At 69.3% G+C, this 22,021-nt stretch carries 23 protein-coding genes; 10 read left to right on the plus strand and 13 right to left on the minus strand.

Going from position 1 to position 22,021, the window contains the following annotated elements; translation table 11 throughout:
- Window positions 1–26: 26 nt before the first annotated feature.
- Genes fdhF through ACOCMH_RS19900 form a run of 3 tightly spaced genes read left to right on the plus strand, consistent with a single transcriptional unit; the run spans window position 27 to window position 4,018 of the window.
- Complete coding sequence (gene fdhF / locus ACOCMH_RS19890; protein WP_427312664.1) at window positions 27–2,915, plus strand: formate dehydrogenase subunit alpha; 2,889 nt, start codon at window positions 27–29, stop codon at window positions 2,913–2,915.
- A gap of 15 nt (window positions 2,916–2,930) precedes the next feature.
- On the plus strand, window positions 2,931–3,797 hold the full coding sequence (gene fdhD, locus ACOCMH_RS19895; RefSeq protein ID WP_427312665.1) for a formate dehydrogenase accessory sulfurtransferase FdhD: 867 nt from the start codon (window positions 2,931–2,933) through the stop codon (window positions 3,795–3,797).
- A complete protein-coding gene (locus tag ACOCMH_RS19900) occupies window positions 3,794–4,018 on the plus strand; it encodes a formate dehydrogenase subunit delta (RefSeq protein ID WP_171514042.1) in 225 nt (74 codons plus the stop codon). Before fdhD ends, ACOCMH_RS19900 begins: the two co-directional genes overlap by 4 nt.
- Before the next feature lie 39 nt (window positions 4,019–4,057).
- On the opposite strand, the gene ACOCMH_RS19905 is transcribed toward ACOCMH_RS19900, so the two are convergent.
- Window positions 4,058–4,753, minus strand: a complete 696-nt coding sequence (locus ACOCMH_RS19905; protein ID WP_427312666.1) for a transglycosylase domain-containing protein — start codon at window positions 4,751–4,753, stop codon at window positions 4,058–4,060.
- A gap of 258 nt (window positions 4,754–5,011) precedes the next feature.
- Here ACOCMH_RS19905 and ACOCMH_RS19910 point away from each other — a divergent pair, with 258 nt between their 5' ends.
- The 4 genes from ACOCMH_RS19910 to ACOCMH_RS19925 all read left to right on the plus strand — a co-directional run bounded on the left by ACOCMH_RS19910 (window position 5,012) and on the right by ACOCMH_RS19925 (window position 8,028).
- Complete coding sequence (locus ACOCMH_RS19910; RefSeq protein ID WP_427312667.1) at window positions 5,012–5,836, plus strand: tyrosine-protein phosphatase; 825 nt, start codon at window positions 5,012–5,014, stop codon at window positions 5,834–5,836.
- A 190-nt stretch (window positions 5,837–6,026) separates the two neighbouring features.
- Window positions 6,027–6,821 (plus strand): TOBE domain-containing protein, encoded by a 795-nt coding sequence (locus tag ACOCMH_RS19915; protein WP_427312668.1) that lies wholly within the window; start codon window positions 6,027–6,029, stop codon window positions 6,819–6,821.
- Window positions 6,822–6,873: 52 nt separating this feature from the next.
- Window positions 6,874–7,473 carry a LysE/ArgO family amino acid transporter gene (locus ACOCMH_RS19920; RefSeq protein WP_427312669.1) on the plus strand — a complete coding sequence of 200 codons (600 nt, stop codon included), beginning with the start codon at window positions 6,874–6,876 and terminating at the stop codon, window positions 7,471–7,473.
- 15 nt (window positions 7,474–7,488) lie between these two features.
- Entirely contained in the window at window positions 7,489–8,028 is a 540-nt protein-coding gene (locus ACOCMH_RS19925) for a class IV adenylate cyclase (RefSeq protein WP_427312670.1), read from the plus strand.
- On the opposite strand, the gene ACOCMH_RS19930 is transcribed toward ACOCMH_RS19925, so the two are convergent.
- The 5 genes from ACOCMH_RS19930 to ACOCMH_RS19950 form a co-directional block, all read right to left on the minus strand.
- Window positions 7,998–8,720, minus strand: coding sequence for an ATP-binding cassette domain-containing protein (locus ACOCMH_RS19930; protein WP_427312671.1), 723 nt, complete (start codon window positions 8,718–8,720; stop codon window positions 7,998–8,000). The genes ACOCMH_RS19925 and ACOCMH_RS19930 overlap by 31 nt on opposite strands.
- Window positions 8,721–8,741: 21 nt before the next feature.
- Window positions 8,742–9,452 carry a molybdate ABC transporter permease subunit gene (gene modB / locus ACOCMH_RS19935; RefSeq protein ID WP_427312672.1) on the minus strand — a complete coding sequence of 237 codons (711 nt, stop codon included), beginning with the start codon at window positions 9,450–9,452 and terminating at the stop codon, window positions 8,742–8,744.
- Between the two features lie 16 nt (window positions 9,453–9,468).
- A complete protein-coding gene (gene modA / locus ACOCMH_RS19940; RefSeq protein ID WP_427312673.1) occupies window positions 9,469–10,239 on the minus strand; it encodes a molybdate ABC transporter substrate-binding protein in 771 nt (256 codons plus the stop codon).
- Window positions 10,240–10,457: 218 nt separating this feature from the next.
- Window positions 10,458–10,652 carry a DUF1059 domain-containing protein gene (locus tag ACOCMH_RS19945; protein ID WP_171514031.1) on the minus strand — a complete coding sequence of 65 codons (195 nt, stop codon included), beginning with the start codon at window positions 10,650–10,652 and terminating at the stop codon, window positions 10,458–10,460.
- A 69-nt stretch (window positions 10,653–10,721) separates the two neighbouring features.
- Entirely contained in the window at window positions 10,722–11,663 is a 942-nt protein-coding gene (locus ACOCMH_RS19950) for a 2-hydroxyacid dehydrogenase (protein WP_427312674.1), read from the minus strand.
- Window positions 11,664–11,850: 187 nt separating this feature from the next.
- Between ACOCMH_RS19950 and ACOCMH_RS19955 the strand changes: the two genes are divergently transcribed.
- Window positions 11,851–12,357 (plus strand): nucleoside 2-deoxyribosyltransferase, encoded by a 507-nt coding sequence (locus ACOCMH_RS19955; RefSeq protein ID WP_427312675.1) that lies wholly within the window; start codon window positions 11,851–11,853, stop codon window positions 12,355–12,357.
- Here the strand turns inward: ACOCMH_RS19955 and ACOCMH_RS19960 are convergent.
- The 6 genes from ACOCMH_RS19960 to ACOCMH_RS19985 form a co-directional block, all read right to left on the minus strand.
- Window positions 12,354–12,980, minus strand: a complete 627-nt coding sequence (locus tag ACOCMH_RS19960) for a PqiC family protein (RefSeq protein ID WP_427312676.1) — start codon at window positions 12,978–12,980, stop codon at window positions 12,354–12,356. The genes ACOCMH_RS19955 and ACOCMH_RS19960 overlap by 4 nt on opposite strands.
- The gene (locus ACOCMH_RS19965; RefSeq protein WP_427312677.1) at window positions 12,977–14,644 is read right to left on the minus strand and encodes an intermembrane transport protein PqiB; all 1,668 of its coding nucleotides are present in this window, start codon (window positions 14,642–14,644) and stop codon (window positions 12,977–12,979) included. Before ACOCMH_RS19965 ends, ACOCMH_RS19960 begins: the two co-directional genes overlap by 4 nt.
- A complete protein-coding gene (locus tag ACOCMH_RS19970; protein ID WP_427312678.1) occupies window positions 14,631–15,374 on the minus strand; it encodes a paraquat-inducible protein A in 744 nt (247 codons plus the stop codon). The genes ACOCMH_RS19965 and ACOCMH_RS19970 overlap by 14 nt, the downstream gene beginning before the upstream one ends.
- The gene (locus tag ACOCMH_RS19975; RefSeq protein ID WP_427312679.1) at window positions 15,371–16,069 is read right to left on the minus strand and encodes a paraquat-inducible protein A; all 699 of its coding nucleotides are present in this window, start codon (window positions 16,067–16,069) and stop codon (window positions 15,371–15,373) included. Before ACOCMH_RS19975 ends, ACOCMH_RS19970 begins: the two co-directional genes overlap by 4 nt.
- Window positions 16,069–17,235, minus strand: coding sequence for an AI-2E family transporter (locus ACOCMH_RS19980; RefSeq protein ID WP_427312680.1), 1,167 nt, complete (start codon window positions 17,233–17,235; stop codon window positions 16,069–16,071). Before ACOCMH_RS19980 ends, ACOCMH_RS19975 begins: the two co-directional genes overlap by 1 nt.
- Before the next feature lie 220 nt (window positions 17,236–17,455).
- Window positions 17,456–18,592, minus strand: a complete 1,137-nt coding sequence (locus tag ACOCMH_RS19985; RefSeq protein WP_171514024.1) for an HPP family protein — start codon at window positions 18,590–18,592, stop codon at window positions 17,456–17,458.
- Between the two features lie 160 nt (window positions 18,593–18,752).
- Here ACOCMH_RS19985 and ACOCMH_RS19990 point away from each other — a divergent pair, with 160 nt between their 5' ends.
- Window positions 18,753–20,510: a chloride channel protein gene (locus tag ACOCMH_RS19990; RefSeq protein WP_427312681.1), complete on the plus strand. Its 1,758-nt coding sequence runs from the start codon at window positions 18,753–18,755 to the stop codon at window positions 20,508–20,510.
- Window positions 20,511–20,517: 7 nt separating this feature from the next.
- On the opposite strand, the gene ACOCMH_RS19995 is transcribed toward ACOCMH_RS19990, so the two are convergent.
- Window positions 20,518–20,937, minus strand: coding sequence for an Lrp/AsnC family transcriptional regulator (locus tag ACOCMH_RS19995; protein WP_171514022.1), 420 nt, complete (start codon window positions 20,935–20,937; stop codon window positions 20,518–20,520).
- Window positions 20,938–21,110: 173 nt separating this feature from the next.
- On the opposite strand from ACOCMH_RS19995, the gene ACOCMH_RS20000 reads away from it, so the two are divergent.
- Window positions 21,111–21,989, plus strand: a complete 879-nt coding sequence (locus ACOCMH_RS20000) for a dimethylarginine dimethylaminohydrolase family protein (RefSeq protein WP_427312682.1) — start codon at window positions 21,111–21,113, stop codon at window positions 21,987–21,989.
- Window positions 21,990–22,021 lie beyond the last annotated feature (32 nt).

Genomic DNA, 22,021 nt, shown 5'->3' on the forward strand with positions numbered 1-22,021 from the left:
GTCAGAGACACGGGAGACAAACCGCCATGAACGCCCGCAACGAGATTGATTTCGGCACGCCCGCCAGCCCATCGACCGAGCTGGTCACCCTGGAAGTCGATGGCGTCAGCGTCACCGTGCCGGCCGGCACTTCGGTGATGCGCGCCGCGATGGAAGCGCAGATCGCCGTGCCCAAGCTGTGCGCCACCGACAGCCTGGAAGCGTTCGGCTCGTGCCGGCTGTGCCTGGTCGAGATCGAGGGGCGCCGCGGCTATCCGGCATCGTGCACCACGCCGGTCGAGGCCGGCATGAAGGTCAGGACCCAGAGCGACAAGCTTGCCGACCTGCGCCGCGGCGTGATGGAGCTGTATATCTCCGACCACCCGCTTGATTGCCTGACCTGCCCGACCAACGGCAACTGCGAGTTGCAGGACATGGCCGGCGTGGTCGGCCTGCGCGAAGTGCGCTACAACGATGGCGGCCCGCAAGCCGCGTCGAGCGTGCCGACCGCCACGCACACGCAGATGAAGAAGGACGAATCCAATCCTTACTTCACCTACGATCCGTCCAAGTGCATCGTCTGCAACCGCTGCGTGCGCGCCTGCGAGGAAACCCAGGGCACCTTCGCGCTGACCATCAGCGGCCGCGGCTTCGATGCGCGCGTCTCGCCCGGCACCAGCCAGTCGTTCATGGACTCGGACTGCGTCTCGTGCGGCGCGTGCGTGCAGGCCTGCCCGACCGCGACCCTGACCGAGACCTCGATCATCAAGCTGGGCCAGCCTTCGCACAGCACCGTGACCACCTGCGCCTATTGCGGCGTCGGTTGCTCGTTCAAGGCCGAGATGAAGGGCAATGAAGTGGTGCGCATGGTGCCGTACAAGGACGGCAAGGCCAACGAAGGCCACGCCTGCGTCAAGGGCCGCTTTGCCTGGGGCTATGCCACGCACAAGGACCGCATCCTCAAGCCGATGATCCGCGCGAAGATCACTGATCCGTGGCGCGAGGTGTCGTGGGAAGAGGCGATCGACTATGCTGCGTCGGCGTTCAAGCGCATCCAGGCGCAGCACGGCAAGGACTCGATCGGCGGTATCGTGTCGTCGCGCTGCACCAACGAAGAGGGCTACCTGGTGCAGAAGCTGGTGCGCGCGGCGTTCGGCAACAACAACGTCGACACCTGCGCGCGCGTGTGCCATTCGCCCACCGGCTATGGACTCAAGCAGACGCTGGGCGAATCGGCCGGCACGCAGACCTTCAAGTCGGTCGAGAAGGCTGACGTGATCATGGTGATCGGCGCCAACCCGACCGATGGCCATCCGGTCTTTGCCTCGCGCATGAAGAAGCGCCTGCGCGCCGGCGCAAAGCTGATCGTGGTCGATCCGCGCCGCATCGACCTGGTCGATTCGCCGCATATCCGCGCGGATTTCCACCTGCAGCTGCGCCCGGGCACCAACGTCGCGCTGGTTACCTCGCTGGCGCATGTGATCGTCACCGAAGGCCTGCTCAATGAAGCCTTTATCGCCGAGCGCTGCGAGGACCGCGCTTTCAGCCAGTGGCGGGACTTCGTCGCGCTGCCGGAGAATTCGCCCGAGTCGATGGCAAGCGTCACCGGCATCCCGGCCGAACAACTGCGCGGGGCTGCGCGCCTCTACGCCACCGGCGGCAACGCCGCGATCTACTATGGCCTGGGCGTGACCGAGCATGCGCAAGGCTCGACCACCGTGATGGGCATCGCCAACCTGGCCATGGCCACCGGCAATATCGGCCGCGAGGGCGTGGGCGTGAATCCGCTGCGCGGGCAGAACAACGTCCAGGGCTCGTGCGATATCGGCTCGTTCCCGCATGAGCTGCCGGGCTACCGCCATGTGTCGGACTCGACCGTGCGCGGCCTGTTCGAAGATGCCTGGCAGGTCGAGATCAGCCCGGAGCCGGGCCTGCGCATCCCCAACATGTTCGAGGCCGCGCTGGCCGGCAGCTTCAAGGGCCTGTACTGCCAGGGCGAGGACATCGTCCAGTCCGACCCGAACACGCAGCACGTGTCCGAGGCGCTGTCGTCGATGGAATGCATCGTGGTGCAGGACATCTTCCTGAACGAGACCGCCAAGTACGCGCACGTATTCCTGCCGGGCTCGTCGTTCCTGGAAAAGGACGGCACCTTCACCAACGCCGAGCGCCGCATCTCGCGGGTGCGCAAGGTGATGCCGCCCAAGGCGCGCTATGCCGACTGGGAAGCCACCATGCTGCTGGCCAATGCGCTCGGCTATCCGATGGACTACCAGCATCCATCCGAGATCATGGACGAGATCGCGCGGCTGACGCCGACCTTCGCGGGTGTCAGCTACCAGCGCCTGGACCAACTGGGCAGCATCCAGTGGCCGTGCAATGCCGACGCGCCGGAAGGCACGCCGACCATGCATATCGACGCCTTCGTGCGCGGCAAGGGCAAGTTCATCATCACCAAGTATGTGCCGACCACCGAGAAGATCACGCGCGCCTTCCCGCTGATCCTGACCACGGGGCGCATCCTGTCGCAGTACAACGTCGGCGCGCAGACGCGGCGCACCGACAACGTGCACTGGCACGCCGAGGACCGGCTGGAAATCCATCCGCACGACGCGGAAGAGCGCGGCATCAAGGATGGCGCCTGGGTCGGGGTGCAGAGCCGCGCCGGCGACACCGTGCTGCGCGCCATTGTCAGCGAACGCATGCAGCCGGGCGTGGTCTACACCACCTTCCACTTCCCCGAGTCCGGCGCCAACGTGATCACCACCGACAACTCGGACTGGGCCACCAATTGCCCCGAGTACAAGGTCACCGCGGTGCAGGTGCTGCCGGTGGCGCAGCCGTCGGCATGGCAGCAGCAGTACCAGGACTTCAACGCCACGCAGCTGCGGCTGCTGGAAGCGGCCAGCGCCGATCCGGCGCAGGCCGCGGGCTGAGCGGAGGGCGACGCGATGATGCGCTGCCTGCAGTCGCCGGAACTGGATCCGGCCACGGCGCAAGACGCCGTGACAGCCACCCACACCACTTTCGCGGTCAACCGCTGGCGCGGCGGCGAGCTGATGCTGGGCCCCGACGAGGTGGCCGAGGAAGTGCCGGTGGCGCTGGAGTATAACGGCATCTCGCACGCGGTGATGCTGGCCACGCCGGCCGACCTGGAAGACTTCGCGCTCGGCTTCAGCCTGAGCGAAGGCATCGTCGGCAGCGCGCGCGAGGTCTACGACATCGAGATCGACACGCGTCCCCAGGGCATCGCCGTGCGGCTGGAGATCGCCTCGGCCGCCTTCATGCGGCTCAAGGACCGGCGCCGCTCGCTGGCCGGGCGGACCGGCTGCGGGCTATGCGGCACCGAATCGCTGGAACAGGTGATGCGGGCACCCGCGCCGGTGCAAAGCACGGCGAGCTTCCACACCGACGTGATCCAGGCCGCCTTCGTGCAACTGCAGCTGCGCCAGGCCCTGCAGCGCCATACCGGTGCGACCCATGCTGCCGCGTGGCTGCGTGCCGACGGACACGTTTCGGTGGTGCGCGAGGACGTGGGCCGCCACAACGCGCTGGACAAGCTGGCCGGCGCGCTGGCCCGCGGCGGCGAAGACATCGCCGGCGGCGCGGTGCTGGTGACCAGCCGCGCCAGCTATGAAATGGTCCTGAAGGCCGCCGCCATCGGCGCCGGCGTGCTGGCGGCGGTGTCCGCGCCGACCGCGCTGGCGGTGCGGCTCGCCGAACAGGCCAACATCACCCTGGCAGGGTTCGTGCGCGCCGGCGCGCACGTGGTCTATGCCCATCCCCAACGTCTGCAACACGAAGCGAGCCTGGCATGAAGATCGACAACCTCATCACCATGGCCAACCAGATCGGCAGCTTCTTCGAGGCCATGCCGGATCGCGAGGAGGCCGTCGCGGATATTGCCGGGCATATCAAGCGGTTCTGGGAACCGCGCATGCGCCGGGCGTTGCTCGGGCATGTCGATGCCGAGGCCGGCAGCGGGCTGCTCGATATCGTGCGGGAAGCACTGGGCAGGCATCGGCAGATTCTGGAGTAGCAGGGGGCGGGCCGTCTTGCCGGCTGCCCCAACGGCCCCTTATTTCAACCGCAACGGCTCCAGCAACGCCCCGTCATACTCCCCCCGCGAAATCCTGCCCAGCTCCAGCATGCGCCGCAGGATATAAACCTGCCGCTGCCGCGCCCGCCTGGGATTCGCCACCGGATTATTGGCCGAGGGGGCCTTCGGCAGCCCTGCCAGCATCGCGCACTCCGCCAGCGTCAGCTGGTCCAGCCGCTTGCCGAAGTAAGTCTGCGCGGCATCGGCAAAGCCATACGCGCCCTGTCCCAGGTAGATCTTGTTCAGGTACAGCTCCAGGATCTCGTCCTTGCTGAGCGCCTTTTCGATCCGGTACGACAGCAGCACTTCATACAGCTTGCGCGTGTAGGTCTTGTCCCGCGATAGATAGAAATTGCGCGCCACCTGCATCGTGATGGTCGACGCCCCCTGCGACAGCTCGTCCGACAGGTTGGCGACGCCGGCGCGGATGACGCCGACGTAGTCGATGCCGTCGTGCAGGTAGAAGCGCTCATCCTCGATCGCTACCACGGCCTCGGTCAGCGCGCGCGGCATCTTGCCGATCGGCACGTAGTCCCGCGTATCACGGAACGCGGTGAGCGCGTCGAGCGAAGGCAGCTGCCGGTTGGCGGCCAGGATGGCGATGGCGGCCAGCAGCGCGCCGCCGATCACGGCGAGCAGCAGCAGCCTGGCCAGGGCGGAGCAGAGGCTTTTCATGGCGCGTATTGTGCCAGCCGCCATGGGCCCCGCGTGCGCGAGCGGCAGTGATCTGAAATAATTGGAGCCGACCATGAAGGTTCTGCTGCGCGGTGTCAGGGCCGGGCTGGACCCGGCGGCGCGGCGCAAGGCGCCGGCGCGGTATGCGAAGATCCGTCCAGTGGAACTGGTGAAGGAAGGCGACCGCCGCCGCCCCTGGGCCTCGGGCGATATCGACGCCGGAGCCGCGCGCCTCGCAACGACAATCTGGAAAGAACAATGCTCAAGTGGCTTCAACGCGCGGCATGCCCGCACGCCTTCGCGGCCGTGCCGCGATCGCCGGCGGCGGCCGGCGCCGCGCAAGTGGTGCATGACCTGGTCTTCGAACGCATCAGCAACGCGCGCGACCTGGGCGGGCTGGTTGGCGCGGAAGGGCGCCGCGTGCGCCACGGCCGGCTGTACCGCAGCGGCAATCCCGCGCTGGCCAGCGCCGCCGACCTGGACCGGCTGCAGGCGCTCGGGCTCGACATGGTGGTGGATTTCCGCTCGCCGGGCGAAAAGTCGCCCGGCGAAGCGGCCTTCGGCCAGCGCTTCCGCTGGCAGGCGGTGCCGGTGCTGGAGGGCAGCATGGCGATGGATGTGCTGATGCCGCGCCTGCGCGCCAGCACGCCGGCGCAGATGGATGCGTTCATGCTGGAGGTGTACGGCGATTTTCCGGTGCGCTACCGCCAGGCCTTCGGCGGCTTCATGCAGACCGTGCAGGGCGGCCAGACGCTGCTGTTCCACTGCACCGCGGGCAAGGACCGCACCGGCTTTGCCGCGCTGCTGTTGCTGGCGGCGCTGGGTGTCGGCCAGGACGATATCCTGGCCAACTACCTGGAATCGAACCAGCGCAACGCGCAGTTCAACGCGGCGGCGCTGGCGCAGATGGAGGGGCTTGGGATCGATGCCGCGGTGATGATGCCGCTGCTCGAAGTCCGGGCCAGCTATCTCGACGCGTCGATGCAGGCGATCGACGCGGGCTGGGGCAGCGTTGGCAACTATCTGCGCGACGCGCTGCAGGTCGACGTCGCGCAGCTGCGCGCGCACTACCTGGCCAGCTGAGTCACAGCTTGCCGCGGTCGCGCAGGTGCGCGCGGGGCTCCCGCGCGCATGTCGCTGCTGACGCCGGACACAGCGGTGTGGCGCGCAGCCACGCTGGAAAACTCCGTTGTCGGATCGCCAAATGGGATTGCCGGGATTACCATAACCGCGTTTCGGACTTCATTGCGGTGCCGGCCGGCGCCCGACTGCCATGCTTGAACTCCAGGGAGCCATCTGGTTCCGCTCCGGCTCGCAGGATTGGGGCGGCAAGGACCGCATCGCCCTGCTTGCCGCGATCGGCGCACACGGCTCGATCACCGCCGCCGCGCGCGCCGTCGGCATCAGCTACAAGGCGGCGTGGGACGCCATCGACGCGATGAACAACAGCGCTGGCGAGCCGCTGGTGGTGCGCGCCGCCGGCGGCAAGGGTGGCGGCGGCACGCGCCTGACCGCGCGCGGCGAACAGCTGATCCGCACCTACCGCGCGCTGGAACACGAGCACCGGCGCTTTGTCGCGCAGCTGTCGCGCCTGGGCGAGGGCGCGGCCGACGATATCCACCTGATGAGGCGAATGATGATCAAGACCAGTGCGCGCAACAAGCTGTTCGGACGTGTGGCCAGCGTGACGGGCGGGGCCGTCAACGACGAGGTCGTGCTGGAACTGGCCGGCGGGCAGCGCATCGTCGCCACCATCACGCATGAAAGCGTCGAGACGCTGGAGCTGGCCGAGGGCGTGGAGGCGTTCGCGCTGGTCAAGGCGTCGTCGGTGCTGGTGGGGCTGCCCGATCCCTGGATGCGGCTGTCGGCGCGCAACCAGCTGGCGGGCGTGGTGTCGCGCGTGATGCCCGGTGCCGTGAACGCCGAGGTGGTGATCGAGCTCGACGGCGGCGGCACGATCGCGGCGATCGTCACCAATGGCAGCGTCGAGGCGCTGGGGCTGCAGGCCGGCGTGGCCGCGGTGGCGGTGTTCAAGGCATCGAGCGTGATCCTCGGCGTGATGGCGTGACCGCCGCGGCGTGCAATAATAGCCGCCCCGAAAGCATGTCGTTCCCCCCGCAATGCACGCCGCGCTGGCTGGCTTTTCCCTCGGTCTTTCCCTGATTCTTGCCATTGGTTCCCAGAATGCGTTCGTGCTGCGGCAAGGCCTGCGGCGCGAGCATGTGTTCTGGGTCTGCCTGGTGTGCGCGCTCTCGGATGCGTTGCTGATCCTGCTGGGCGTGTCGGGCTTTGCCGTGATGATCCGCACGCTGCCGTGGCTCGGCGAGGCCATGCGCTATGGCGGCGCGGCCTTCCTGGCCTGGTATGGCGCGCGCAGCTTCATCGCGGCGTGGCGCTCTAACGCGGTGCTGGACCCCAGCGACGCCGCGCCGCGGCCGCTGGCGCCGACGCTGGCGGTGTGCCTGGCGTTCACCTGGCTGAATCCGCATGTGTACCTCGATACGGTGATGCTGATCGGTTCGGTGTCGACCCAGTTCGCGGGCCACGCGCGCGAATTCGCCGCGGGGGCCATGACCGCGTCGTTCCTGTTCTTCTTTGCGCTGGGCTATGGCGCGGCGCTGCTGCGGCCCGTGTTCGCGCGGCCGCGGGCCTGGCAGGTGCTGGAAGTGGTGATCGGCATCACCATGTGGGTGATTGCCGCGCGTTTGCTGATCGGTTGAACCGCAGGAGTACGGATGCCAAGAAACGTCGAGATCAAGGCCCGCATCGACAGCGTCGAGTCGCTGCTGCCGCGCGCCGCGGCGCTGGCCGACCACGGGCCGGAATACATCCGCCAGGACGATACCTTTTTCCGCTGCGCCAACGGACGCCTCAAGCTGCGCGAGTTCGCACCGGACCGCGGCGAACTGATCTTCTATGCGCGCGCCGATGCGGCCGGCCCGAAAGAGAGCTTCTACATCCTGTCGCCCACGCCATCGCCGGGCACGCTGCGCGCCGCGCTCGCCGCCGCGCACGGTGAGGGCGGGCGGGTGCGCAAGCTGCGCACGCTGTACCTGGCGGGACGCACGCGCGTGCACCTGGACCGGGTCGAGGCGCTGGGCGATTTCCTCGAGCTGGAAGTGGTGCTGGCCGATGCGGAAAGCGTCGAAGACGGCGTGGCCGAGGCCCACGCGCTGCTGGCGCGCCTGGGCATCCCTGTGTCGGCCCTGATCGAAGGCGCCTACGTCGACCTGCTGCGCGCGGCTCAGGCCACGCGCGCCGACACCGGCGCGTAGACCGGCGGATGGTGGCGGCTGGTGCCGCTGCCGAAGATGCGGCCTTCGCGGATCTCCAGCACGTGGTCGCCCAGCGCCTCGACATCGGCGGGGTCGTGCGAGATCACCAGCATCGGCACATCCAGGCTGGCCTGCAGCGTGCGCAGTTCCGCCCGCATGCGCGCGCGCAGCGCAGGGTCCAGCGCCGAGAACGGTTCATCCAGCAAGACGATATCGGGCTGCGCCACCAGCGCGCGCGCCAGCGCCACGCGCTGCTTCTGGCCGCCGGAAATCTCCGCCGGGTAATTGCCGGTGATGTCGGCCAGGCCAAAGGCATCGATCCAGCGCTGCGCTTGCGGCTGCACCGCGCCGCGGCGCGGATTGCGCCAGCCGCGCGCCAGCCCGAAGGCGATGTTCTGGCCCACGGTCAGGTGCGGGAACAGCGCATATTCCTGGAACAGGTAGGCCACGCGGCGCTGCTGCGGGCGCACGTCAATGCCGGCGTCGGCGTCGAACAGGGTGCGGCCGTTCAGCACGATGCGGCCGCTGTCCGGCGCCAGCAGGCCGGCAATGGCACGCAGCGTCAGGCTCTTGCCCGCGCCCGAGGGGCCGAACAGCGCAATGCGCCGGCTGGCTGAATCGAAATCGATATCCAGGGCAAAGTGGCGGTCGGCCGAGACCATCTGCTTGCGGATGCTGACGTGCATGCTCATGGCGATATGCGGGCCCTGGTGTTAGCGGACGCGCGGGCGCAAGCGCCGGCGTTCATAGTGTTCAGCGGGGTTGCGCGCGGCCGCAGGCACCATGCGTCCGGCAATCACCAGCAGCAGCACGCAGGTGACGGAAGTCACCAGCACCAGCAGGTTGGCGGTGTTGTCGTCGCCGGCCTGCACCGCCTCATAGATCGCGACCGACAGCGTCTGCGTGCGCCCGGGCAGGTTGCCCGCGACCATCAGCGTGGCGCCGAATTCGCCCAGCGCGCGGGCAAAGGCCAGCAGCACGCCGGCGATGATGCCGCGCGCGGCCAACGGCAGCGTGACGCGGAAGAAGATGCCGGCTTCGGGCACGCCCAGCACGCGCGCGGCGTTTTCCAGCTGGTGATCGACGCCTTCGAAGGCGGCGCGCGCGGACTTGAGCACCAGCGGGAAGGCGACGATGGTCGAAGCCAGCACCGCCCCCTGCCAGGTAAAGACCAGTTCGATGCCCAGGCGCGCCAGCCACTCGCCGAACACGCCACGGCGTCCCACCAGCACCAGCAGGTAGTAGCCCAGCACTGTCGGCGGCAGCACCAGCGGCAGCGTCAGCACCGCATCGACCACGTCGCGCAGCGGCGAGCGCCAGCGCGCCAGCGCCCAGGCCGCGCCAACGCCGAGCACGGCGTTCAGCGCGGTGGCCCAGCCGGCCACCTTCAGCGACAGCAGCAACGGTACCCAGACGGCATCCATGGTGCGCGGCGCGGCGTCAGGGCTTCTGGAAGCCGAACCGCGACAGGATCGCCTGGCCTTGCGGCGAGGCGACATAGTCGACAAACTGCGCCGCTGCCTGCGGCTGGCGTGCCTGGCTGGTGATGGCGATCGGGTAGGTTACCGGCGTGCGGCTCGGCACGCGCACGGCCACCCGGACCTTGTCGGGCATCACCGTGGCATCGGTGGCAAAGACGAAGCCGGCCTCGACCTCGCCGCGCGCGACGTAATCGAGGCTCTGGCGCACGTTCTGCGCCGGCACGCCCTTGGCGGCCACCGCGTCCCACAATCCGTCCGCTTCCAGCGCAGCGCGCGTATAGCGGCCTACTGGCACCGAGGCCGGGTTGCCGTAGGCGATGCGCCGGACTTCCGGGCGCTTCAGGTCCTGCAGCGAGGCGATGCCGAGCTGGCTGTCGGCCGGCACGATCAGCACCACCTGGTTGGCGGCGAAGTTGCGGCGCGAGCCCGGCGCGATCACCTTCTCGGCCTCGGCCTTGTTCATTGCCTGCTGGTCGGCCGAGGCGAACACATCGGCCGGCGCGCCCTTGACGATCTGCTGCATCAGCACGTCTGAAGCGCCGAAGTTCAGTACCACGTGCGTGCCGGGGTGGGCGCGCTCATAGGACTCGGCCAGCGACTTGAAGGCGTTGGTCAGGCTGGCTGCGGCCGATACCACCAGGTCGGCGGCGAAGGCGGGCGTGGCGGCCAGCGCCAGCGCCGCGGCGGCGGCCAGCAGCAGCCCGCGGCGGCGGGGACGGAAGGCAGACATCGGAATCCTCGGGAATCGGCCACCGGCATGCATCGCAGGCGCGGCCAGGCCGGGGGGGACGGTCAGGCGCAATATACGTCTGTATATAGCGACGCGTCAATGATGCGCCATGACGGCGATCACGGGTATTCCGATGGCCATAAGTGGAGTATCAGGGGCTGCGAATGTGCCCCGCGCGAAGCGGCTGGCGCAGCGCGGCGCCAGCCGGCCCCCCGGCTTCAGGCCGGCGGCGTGCCTTCCTTGAACATCGTTTTCAACTGGCTGCGCAGCTCAGGCGTGTCCTGATGCTGGTGCACCGCCACTGCGTGCTGGACCGCGGCTTCCAGCAGTTCGTCTTCGCTGTCGGCGCTCAATGCGACCGTGCAGTGGGTGTCGCTCGGGTAGTCGCGGCAATCGATAAACTTGCGTGCCATGATGCCTCCTGACCCCGGCCCGCAACATGGCGGGGCCGGTGCATCCAGTATAGGCAGGCGCGCCGGCCGCTACAGCACCGGCGTCAGCACCTTGCCGCCGGCGAGGAAGGCATCCAGGTTCTGCAGGGTCAGCGCGGTCATGGCGGCGCGGGTTTCGTGCGTGCCGCTGGCCACGTGCGGCGCCAGCACGACATGGTCCATGGCCATCAGCGCCGGGGGCACGTTGGGCTCGTCCTGGAACACATCCAGGCCCGCGCCGCCGAGGCGGCCTTCGCTCAGGGCCGCGACCAGCGCCGCCTCGTCGACCACGCTGCCGCGCGACACGTTGACCAGGATGCCGCGCGGGCCGAGAGCGTCGAGGATTTCGCGCGACACCAGCCCCGCGGTCGAGGGCCCGCCGACGGTCGCCACCACCAGGAAGTCGGCCCACGCTGCCAGCGCCTTCAGGTCGGCTTCGAAGCGCCACGGCGCGCCTTCGCGCGGGCGGCGGTTGTGGTAGGCGATCTCCATGTCGAAACCCTGCGCGCGGCGCGCGACGATCTCGCCGATGCGGCCCAGGCCGAGGATGCCCAGCTTCTTGCCCGATACGCGCGTGGTCAGCGGGAAGCCGCCCTGCGGCCAGCGCCCGGCGCGCACGAAGCGATCGCCATGGGCGATGCCGCGGGCCGCATCCAGCAGCAGCCCGAAGGCCAGGTCGGCGACGCAGTCGTTGAGCACGTCGGGCGTGTTGCTGACCTGGATGCCGCGCGCACGGGCCGCGTCCAGCGCAATCGCGTCATAGCCGACGCCGAAGCTGACGATGGCTTCCAGGCGCGGCAGCGCGTCGATCAGCGCGGCACTGCAGCCGTGGCGCGCCGAGGTCACCACCACGCGCACCTGCTGGGCTTCGCTGCGCGCCCATGCAATGGGATCGGCCTGCTGCCACAGCGCCGCGGCGCCGTACCGTTGTTGCAGGGTGGTGTTGGTCTGCGGTGCGAGCGGGCCGACCTGGAGGATCTGGGGAGCGGGCATGGAGGAAAGACGATCGAGGTGTGACGGGCAATGGTAGCCCAGGGCCGCGCCCGGCGCAGGCGCGCGGCCAGTCGCGGGTGCGCAAGCTGTGCGATGTTCGGGCAGCCGCAGCGTGCCACGTGCACGGGCCCCGGGTTATGCTGCCATCCTCGCGGCTTGCCGCCACGCCATGCTTCTTTCACCCGCCATGACCACCATCTACCTCGCCGGCTTTGACGTGTTTCGCACGGATGCGCGCGCCTGGGGCGAGCACCTCAAGGCGCTGTGCGCGGCGCATGGCTTCACCGGGCTGTATCCGCTCGACCAGGCCGCGCCCGCGGGCCGCAGCGGACCCGACACCGCGCGCTGGATCTATGACGCCAATCTTGCGCTGCTGCGGCGCGCGGACCTGGTGATGGCCAACCTCGATGACTTCCGCGGCCCCGGCGAACCCGATTCCGGCACCGCGTTCGAGGTCGGCTTTGCCGTGGCACTGCAGAAGCCCGTGTGGGGCTACAGCGCCGATTCCGGCACGCTGCGCGAGCGCGTCACGGTGGCCACCGATGCGGACGGCACGCCGCTGGATGAGCGCGGCTTCACCGTGGAGGACTTCGGCCTGGGCAAGAACCTGATGCTGGCGTGTTCGGTGCGGCTGGTGCAGGGCGGCGCGGCCGAGTGCCTGGCGGCAATGGCCGCCGCCCGGCGCGACGGCTAGCGCCGCAGCGACTGCACGCCGGCCGCGATATCGTTGGCGGTGCTTGCCACGATCTCTCGATAGGCCGCGACCACGCCATCGACCGCACCCGGCGCGGGCAACTCGGCCTGGGTCCTGCCGCTCACCACCTTGCCGTCGGGCAGCCGCCGCACGGTCCAGTTGATGGTGGCGCCGGCACGCTGGCCCAGGTCGGCATCGAGCCGCAGCACTTCGGTGGTGATGCGATACAGCGGTTGCACGTCGGACAGGCCCTGCTGGTAGGTGTCGACCGCGCCCAGCGTGGCCTGCAGGCGCTGCGACAGCGCATCGCGCAGCTCGTCCGGCAGCGGCGCGGACCAGCGCGACAGGTCCAGCAGGCGCAGGCTGGCATCGCTGCCGTTGCCGTTGCCGCCATCGCGCACCACCAGTTGTGGCCGGTTGAGGCGCTCCGGCACGCGCACCGGCGCGACTTCGAGCCACAGCGTGTCAGTCGATGGGGCCGCTGCCGGCGCCGGCGCCGGCGCCGCCACGGCGCCCGGGCCCTGCGCCAGCGTGTAGTAGCGCGGCTCGGGCGAGGCGCAACCGGCCAGCACCGCCGTGGCGACGCTGGCGCAGACCAGGGTGAGCGGAACGCGCTTCATCATTCTTTCTCCGGCTTGCCGCGCAACAGCGCTTCAGGGTGGCGTTCAAGGTAATCGGTCAGCGCGCGCAGCGACGTGGCGGTGCGCGTTAGCTCCTGCAGCATGCGCCTCGTGTCCTGCTGCAGCGGTGCGTCCGACGCGAGCGTGCCGTTGGCGGTGCTCAGGGTCTTGCGCGCATCCTGCAGCGCCGCGAGCACCTGCGGCGCGACATCGCCATTGAGCTGCTGCACCAGCTTGTCGGCGGTGGCCAGGGTCTGGTTCAGGCTGGCCACGGTGGTGCGCAGGTCCTGGCCGATCTGGTCGAACGGCACCTTGTCGATGCGGTTGATGATGTCGCCCACCTGCGCCTGCAGCTGGTCGAACGTGCCCGGCGTGGTGGCGAACTCCGGAATCGGCGCGTCCAGGTCAACCTTGGCCGGCGCCGCCTTGGGGAAGAAGTCGAGCGCCACGTACAGCTGGCCGGTGAGCAGGTTGCCGGTGCGCAACTGCGCGCGCATGCCTCGCTGCAGCAGGCCCTGGATGATCTTGCGCGCGCGTTCGCGGTCTTCGACGTCGCGTTCGCGGAAGCCCATGCGCGACGGGTACAGCTCGACCACCACCGGCATGCGGAAGGCGCGCTTCTCGCGCTGGAACTCGATGCCGATCGAACGCACCTGGCCCACGATCACGCCGCGGAAATCTACCGGCGCGCCCGGCGACAGCCCGCGCACGGACTGGTCGAAATTGAGCACCGCCAGCGTGGGGGCCAGCTCTTCGGGCTCCTTCATCGCCTCGGCCTGGTCGCCCGCCAGCAGGAACTGGGTGTTCTCGGCGGCGGCCTCGGTGGCGGTGGTGTGGTCCGGCGCCTGGAAGGCGACGCCGCCCAGCAGCACCGTGACCAGCGATTGTGTCGACAGCTTGAGGCCGCCGGCGTCGAGCTTCAGGTCAACCCCGCTGGCATGCCAGAAGCGCGTGTCGGCGGTGACCAGCTTGTCATAGGGCTTGTTGACGAACACGCGCAGCGTGAGGTCGCGCCCGTTGGGATCCAGCTGGTAGGCCACCACCTGGCCCACCAGCACGCGCCGGTAGTAGACCGGCGAACCGATATCGAGCGACCCCAGCTCGGCCGCGCGCAGCACGAACTGCTTGCCGGAAGCGTCGGTGGTTACCACCGGCGGCACTTCCAGGCCCTTGAAGTCGCGCGCGGATTCGTTCGACTTGCCGGCATCGACGCCGATATAGGCGCCGGACAGCAGCGTCTCCAGCCCCGACACGCCGCTCGCCGCGAAGCGCGGGCGCACCACCCAGAAGCGGGTGTCGGCGACGGCGAAGTTTTCGGCGTCCTTGGTCAGGTCGATCGTCGCCAGCACGTGCGAGCGGTCGCGCGCCAGGCGCACCGACTTGACCAGGCCGATGTCGACGTCCTTGTAGCGCACCGCGGTCTTGCCGGGCGTGAGGCCTTCGGCGGTGCGGAAAGTCACGGTGATCTCGGGCCCGCGCGAGGCCAGCGTATGCACCAGCAGCGAGATGCCGACCACGGCGGCGACGATCGGGATCAGCCACACCAGCGAGGGCAGCCAGCGCGCGCGGCGCCGGCGTTCGGGCCGCGGCAGGCCGGACGGCGGTGGCGAGGGCGGCGGCGAGGGCGGCATGGCATCCGCGGGGGCTTGGTTGTCAGTGTCGGGCATTGTCAGGTTCCAGCGAATCCCACAGCAGGCGCGGATCGAAGCTGAGCGAGGCCAGCATGGTCAGGACCACGACCGCGCCGAAGGCGAGCGCGCCGCCGCCGGGGATGATGGTGGCGAGCGCCCCGGCCCGCACCAGCGAGGCCAGCAGCGCCACCACGAAAATATCGAGCATCGACCAGCGGCCGATCACCTCCACCAGCCCGTACAGCCGGGTCTGCTGGCGGATCCGCCAACTCGAGCGGAAATGCACGGACAGCAGCAGGAAGGTCAGGATCGCCATCTTCAGCAGCGGCACGACAATGCTGGCGACCAGCACCAGCACCGCCAGCATGTGCGAGCCGGACAGCCACAGGTAGATCACGCCCGACAGGATGGTGTCCTGCTGCGTGCCGAGGATGGACTGCGTCACCATCACCGGCAGCATGTTGGCAGGAATATAGAGGATGTACGCGGCCAGCAGGAAGGCCCAGGTGCGCGCCAGGCTGTCGGGCTTGCGATGGTGCAGGGTCGCGCCGCAGCGCGGGCAGGGCGCGCCTTCCAGCGTGCGCGGGCTGACCAGGTCGCAGGCGTGGCAGGACAGCAGGCCCAGGCGGCTGGCGGTGGGCACTTGCGGCAGCGGCTTGCTTTCGTCGTCATCGGTCAGTTCGGCCACCACCTCGCGCGCGAGTTGTCGCGGGCGGGCAAGCCGAGCGGCGGGCGGGCGCGGCGGCGGTCGCTGCGGTTCCGTCATCGCGGCTCCTCGTGCGCCGCCCCGGCCTCGTCAGCGGGCGTTTCCAGATAGCGCCACAGGTCGCGCGGGTCGAACGACAGCATCGCCGCCAGCACGATCACCAGCGCGGCGAATGACCACAGCGCAATGCCCGGCAGCACGCGCGCCATGGTGGACAGCTTCACCAGCGTGACCAGCACGCCGATCATGAAGACCTCGATCATGCCCCAGGGCCGGGTCTGGCGGATGCCGCGCACGATGCGGTCGAAGCCGGGCGGCATCCGGTGCTGCGCCATCGGCACCAGCAGGTAAGCCATCATCAGCAGTTCGGACAGCGGAAACAGGATGGTGGTGGCGAACACCAGCGCCGCCACCAGTGCCATCTGGTCGGCATACAGCGCCTGCACCGCGCCCAGCAGCGTGGTCTGGGTGCGCACGCCTTTCAGGTCCATCTCGACGATCGGGTAGGCGTTGGAGACCAGGAACAGGATCAGCGCGGTAATCACCAGCGGCAGCAGGCGGTGGTAGTGCCGCCGGCTTTCGCGGTAGAGCTCGCCGCCGCAGCGCAGGCACAGCGCGCGCTCGCCGGGCGAAATCGGCGTGCGCTCATAGACCGCGTCACAGTATTCGCATGCCACCAGCCGGTGCAATGCCTCCGGCGAGGTGTCGGGCAGCAAGGGGTCCGGCCGCGCGGCGGGTGCATCGTGTGCCGCCATCAGCCGGACCGCTTGCCGGTGGCGGCCGGCGGCACATCGGGATTGTCGACCACGGCCGGGGCCGCCGCCGGCGCCGGAGGGGACGCCAGCGCCGCGCCTTGCTGCAGGTCGCGGTGCAGCTCGCCCTGCGAGCCGATGGTCCAGTCGCGCAGCAGCGCATAGGCCACCGCCAGCAGCGTCGGGCCGATGAACACGCCCAGGAAGCCGAACGCCAGCGCGCCACCCAGCACGCCCAGCATGATCCAGATCAACGGCATGCCGGTGCCCTTGCTGATCAGCAGCGGCTTGACGATGTTGTCGGCCATGCTGACCACGCCCACGCCCCAGACCACCAGGAAGATCGCCCAGCCGGTGGCGCCGGTGTGGTACAGCCACAGCGCGGCCGGCAGCCACACCAGCGGCGGCCCGACCGGCACCACCGACAGGAAGAAGGTGACGAAACCCAGGATGGCGGCGCCCGGCACGCCCGCGATCCACAGGCCGATGCCGGCCAGCACGGCCTGGATGAAGGCCGTGCCCAACACGCCGTAGACCACGCCCTTGACGGTGCTGCCGGCCAGCTCCAGCAGGTGGTCGGCGCGCTCGCCGGCGATGCGGCGCATGCCGGCGCGCAGCCAGGCGATGGCGAACTCGCCGCCGGTGTAGAAGAAAAACGCCAGGATGATCGACAGCGCCAGCTGGCCCAGGCCGGCGCCGATCGACAACCCCGCGCCCAGCAGCACGTGACCTACCGGCGCGATCAGCTTGCGCAGGTTGGCGACCATCTCGGAATCGGCATTGATGACGCTGTCCCACGAGCTTTGCAGATAGGAGCCGACATAAGGCAGGCTGCTCAGCCACAGCGGCAGTTGCGGCAGCCCCTGCTCCATATAGCGGTCGACCAGCGCGGCCAGGTCATCCAGGTGCGCCGAAAAGCTGGCACCGGCGTAGACGAAGGGGCCCAGCACGATCACCGTGGCCACCAGCACGCAGATCAGCGCGGCCAGGCCGCGCCGGTTGCCGAGCCAGCGCGACAGCACGGTGTACGGGTGCCACGAGCTGAACGCCAGGATTGCGCCCCACAGCAGCGCCGTGGTGAACGGCGCCAGCACCAGCAGCGAGCCGCCGATCAGCACGATCAGTGCGAATACGGCGGCGATTTTCTCAATTAACTGGCCGGAACTCATGGTGGGGCTCTCCCTTGGCCCCGGCGGTGTGACGGGGACGGCGTAAATATAGCTTACGTCGGTGTGGGATGAGGGGAAACCCGGGGGAGAGGGATAGTCGTCACGATGGACGAGGCGCCCGGCGGGAGGGCGGCGTGTTGCGCGGATGGGCACCAGGCCGCGGGTTGATCGCGTTGATGGCGGGGGGCGGCGGCGGGCACCGACCCCATTCGCCAGCGACTCAGTCCGGCACCGCCATGACACCGCTCTTCAGCAGCGCGGCAACCAGGTCAGACTGCGTCACCATGCCGACTACGCGGCGTTGGTCGTCGATCACGGGCGCGTGGTGCAGCCCGCCGTCAGAGAAGGCCTGCGCCAGTTCCACCATCGGCTGCTCGGGGCGGGCGGTGACGACGGCGCGCGTCATCAGGTTGCGCACGGTGCCGGCCAGACGCCGCGCGCCGGTGTCGCGCTGCGCTGCAAAAAAATCGCTCTGGGTGATGATGCCGACCAGCTTGCGGGTGGCGTCGACCACCGGCAGGGCCTTGATGCGGTGCCGCGACAGCAGGTGCCCGGCCTCCTGCGCGGGCTGGTCCGGCGTCACCGTGATCACGTCGCGCGACATGATTTCGCCGCACAGCACGTTGCCAAAGTGGCGGCGGTAGGCGCGCAGCTGCGCCGCGACCAGGATCTGCTCGAGGTCGTCTTCCTCGATATCGAGGAATTCGCCGCGCACTTTCAGCGCGGCATCGAGGTCGGCACGGGTCACGCCCAGGCGCTGCGACGGCGGCACGTCCCTGGTGCCATGCTGCACGGCAGGTTCGGGCGGACGGTGCGGGTAGCGCCGCCGCGACAGGTTGTTGAAGGCCAGCGCCATCAGCAGCAGCAGCATCGAATTGAACAGCACCGGCACGGCCACGAAGCCGAAGCCTAGCGCACTGACCGCCGGCCCGCCGAAGACGGCGGTAATGGCGACCGCGCCGCTGGGCGGGTGCACGCAGTGGAACTGGAACATCAGGGCGATGGCGACGGCCACCGCCACGGCGGCGGCCAGACCCGGGTCCGGAATCCAGCGTGCACAGGCCACGCCGATCACCGCCGCGATCAGGTTGCCGCCGATGATCGACCAGGGCTGCGCCAGCGGCGAGGACGGCACCGCGAACAGCAGCACCGCCGAGGCGCCCATCGGCGCGACAAACCACGGATTGAAGCCGCCCAGCGTCTGGTGGCTGATCCATTCGGTGCAGAGCAGGCCGAGCAGGGCACCGAAGCAGCTCTTGAGCCGCTCTTTGCGGCTGGCGGCAACCGGTAAGGGAACAAATGTGCGCAGCCAGGCACGGGCGTTATGCGCCAGGGCGGAAACGGGGGCGGTTGGCATTCTTGTGACGGGGGGCGCTTGGGAATGGTGCACGTAATATATCACGGGGTGATATATTTGGCCGCCTTTGGTGCAGCGCGTCCCGATGCCGGGGCATGCCGCACCGCACCAGAGCAGTACCAGAGCGCGCAAGCGCGCACGAGAGCAAGGAGCCCCAACCATGTCGTCTGTCATGCCGGTCGAAAAACGCGACTATGCCGTCAACCGCCGCCTGCTGTTGCTATCGGTCATCGCGCTGGGCATCGGCGCCCTCAGCACGGTGGCGGCGGATGTGCTGGTCAACCTGATCCGGTTTTTCACCAACCTGTTTTTCTATCAGACGCTGTCGCTGGCGGAGCGCTCGCCGGCGGACCATGCGCTCGGCGCGTGGGTGATCGCGGTGCCGGTCGTGGGCGGCCTGAGCGTCGGCCTGATGGCCCGCTATGGCAGCGACAAGATCCGCGGCCACGGCATTCCCGAGGCGATCGAGGCGGTGCTGTTCGGCAAGAGCAAGATGTCGCCGCGGGTGGCGGTGCTCAAGCCGCTGTCGTCAGGGATCGTGATCGGCAGCGGTGGGCCGTTCGGCGCGGAAGGGCCGATCATCATGACCGGGGGCTCGCTGGCGTCGCTGCTGGCGCAATACCTGCACCTGACCGCGGGCGAGCGCAAGGCGCTGCTGGTGGCGGGCGCGTGCGCCGGCATGACGGCGATTTTCGGCACCCCGGTAGCGGCGGTACTGCTGGCGGTGGAGCTGTTGCTGTTCGAACTGCGCCCGCGCAGCTTGCTGCCGGTGGCGCTGGCGTGCGCGGTGGCCGGTTTCCTGCGCCCGCTGCTGTTCGAGGCCGGGCCGCTATTTCCGCTGCAGACCGCGGCGGCGGGCACGCCGGCGCTGCTGTCGTGCGTGCTGGCCGGCCTGCTGTGCGGCGTGCTGGGCGCGGGGCTGACGCTGGCGCTGTATCGCACCGAGGACGCATTCTCGCGCCTGCCGCTGCACTGGATGTGGTGGCCGGCGCTGGGCGGGCTGGTGGTCGGCATCGGCGGTTATTTCGAGCCGCGCGCGCTGGGCGTGGGCTATGACGTGATCGGCGACCTGCTGAACAACCGCATCGCGATCGAGATTGCGCTGGCGCTGCTGGCGGTCAAGGCCTTGATCTGGATTGCAGCGCTGGGTTCGGGCACCTCGGGCGGCGTGCTCGCGCCGCTGCTGATGCTGGGCGCGGGCCTGGGCGTGGTGCTGGCGCCGTGGCTGCCAGGGGGTTCGCCGCAGTTGTGGGCGCTGGTGTGCATGGCCGGCGTGCTGGGCAGCGTGCTGGGCGCGCCGCTGACCGCCATCGTCTTCGCCTTCGGACTGACCCACGACACCCAGGCGCTGCTGCCGCTGCTGCTGACCACCGCGGTGGCGTACGGCTTCTCGGTGCTGGCGATGAAGCGCTCGATCATGACCGAAAAAATTGCCCGGCGCGGCCTGCATATCTATCGCGAATACAGTGTCGATCCGCTCGAGCGCGCCCATGTGGACGAACTGATGACGCGCAACGTGGTGACCATCGACGCCGACCTGCCGGTGGCGGAGGCGATGGTGCGCTACTTCGGCGAACATGCGGCGCATCGCGCCTACCCCGTGGTATCCGCTGGACGCGTGCTCGGCATGCTGGAGCGCACCGCCATCCGCGCCCTGGCCGCGGGGGAGGCGCCGCCCGGCATGCGTTGCCGCGACCTGCTGAGCGCGCCGGCGCAGGTGCTGCTGCCGGGCCAGACCGCGCGTGCGGCGGCCGGCAGCATGGCGGCGCTCAGCGTGGCGCGCCTGCCGGTGGTGGAAAGCGTGGAGACCATGCGCCTGGCCGGCATCGTGTCGCTGCGCGACCTGCTGCGCCCCACCGGCAGCGTGTTCCACGAAGAATCGCGGCGCGAGCGCTTGCGCGGCCGCGCCGCGGCCTGAGCGGCGCCTACTTGTAGGTCGACAGCAGGATGCTGGTCTCGGTGGCGCTGATGCCGTCGATCAGTCGGATCCGGTCGAGCGCGCGGTCGAAGGCCTCGAGCGTCTCGGCGCGCAGCTCGGCGATGATGTCCCAGCGGCCGTTGGTGGTGTGCAGCGCCTGCACGTTGGGCTCGCCGCGCAGCGCCTGCAGCACGGTGCGGGTCTTGTTGCCTTCGACGGCAATCGTCATCCAGGCGCGGATGCGGTGCGCCTCGGCCTCGGGCCGCAGGCGTACGGTGTAGCCGACGATCACCCCCTCCTGTTCCAGTTTGTCGATGCGGTTCTGCACGGTCGCGCGCGACACGCGCAGTGCCTGCGCCAGTGCCGTCACCGGCGTGCGCGCGTTGTCACGGAGCAGGGAAATCAGCTGCTGGTCGGTGGCATCCATGGGGGTGGGGGCACTTTGGCAAAGCGCCAGCGGCACCTGGCGTTTTGCTCAATGATAGGCGCAAACTGCGCAGATTGTTGGCTTTTGGGTAACGCGGGCTTGCACCAGAATGGAATGGACCGATGGCTTTCCCTGCGGGGATGCCTTCGCCCCCATGCCAACCAGGAGCCGCCGTGATCCAGACCCCGACCATCCTGCTAGTCGAGCCGACCTTCTATGACGTGTCGTACAGCATCAATCCGTGGATGGATCCGGCCGCCTGGGCGCGCGATCCGCACGGCATGCATCGCAATGCGATGGAGGCGTTCCACGCGCTGCGCGACGCGCTTGGCCGCGCCGGTTTTGCGGTGGAGGTGGCGCCCGGCGCGCCCGGGCTGCCCGACATGGTATTCCCGGCGAATGCCGCCGTGGTGCTTGACGGGCGCGCATTGCTGGCCCGCTTCCGCTATCCGCAGCGCCGCGGCGAGGAAATGCCGTTCGCCGACATCTTCGGCAAGCTGCGCGAGCGCGGCCTGCTCGATGAGGTCGCGCTGCTGCCGGAAGGCTGCTACCAGGAAGGCGCCGGCGACTGCATCTGGGACGCGGGGCGCGGCCACTTCTGGGCTGGGTTTGGCCCGCGTTCGTCGCACGAGGCGGCGCTGGCGGTGTCGCGCTATTTCGGCAAGGACGTGGTGCCGCTGGAGCTGGCCACCGAGCAGAGCTACCACCTCGACGTGTGCTTCTGCCCGCTGTCGGGCGGCGAGGTGCTGTACTACCCGCCAGCGTTCAGCGAAGCGGCGCTGCGCGAACTGCGCGCGCGCGTGCCGGCGCGGCTGCGCATCGAGGCCAGCGCCGACGACCTGCGCCACTTCAGCGTCAATGCCGTCAATCTGGACGACCAGGTGGTAATGACCCGCACCACGCCGCACCTGCGCATGGAACTGGGACGGCGCGGCTACCAGTTGCGTGAGGTTGACCTCTCGCCGTTCATGCTGTCGGGCGGCGGCGCCTATTGCATGACCTTGCGGCTGGACCGCAGCAGCGGGCGCGGCATGGCCGCGGCGGCCGCCTGAACGCAGGCCGGCATGGATAGCCAGGGAGAGGG

Source organism: Cupriavidus sp. H39, assembly GCF_050271075.1.
GTDB lineage: Bacteria > Pseudomonadota > Gammaproteobacteria > Burkholderiales > Burkholderiaceae > Cupriavidus > Cupriavidus necator_B.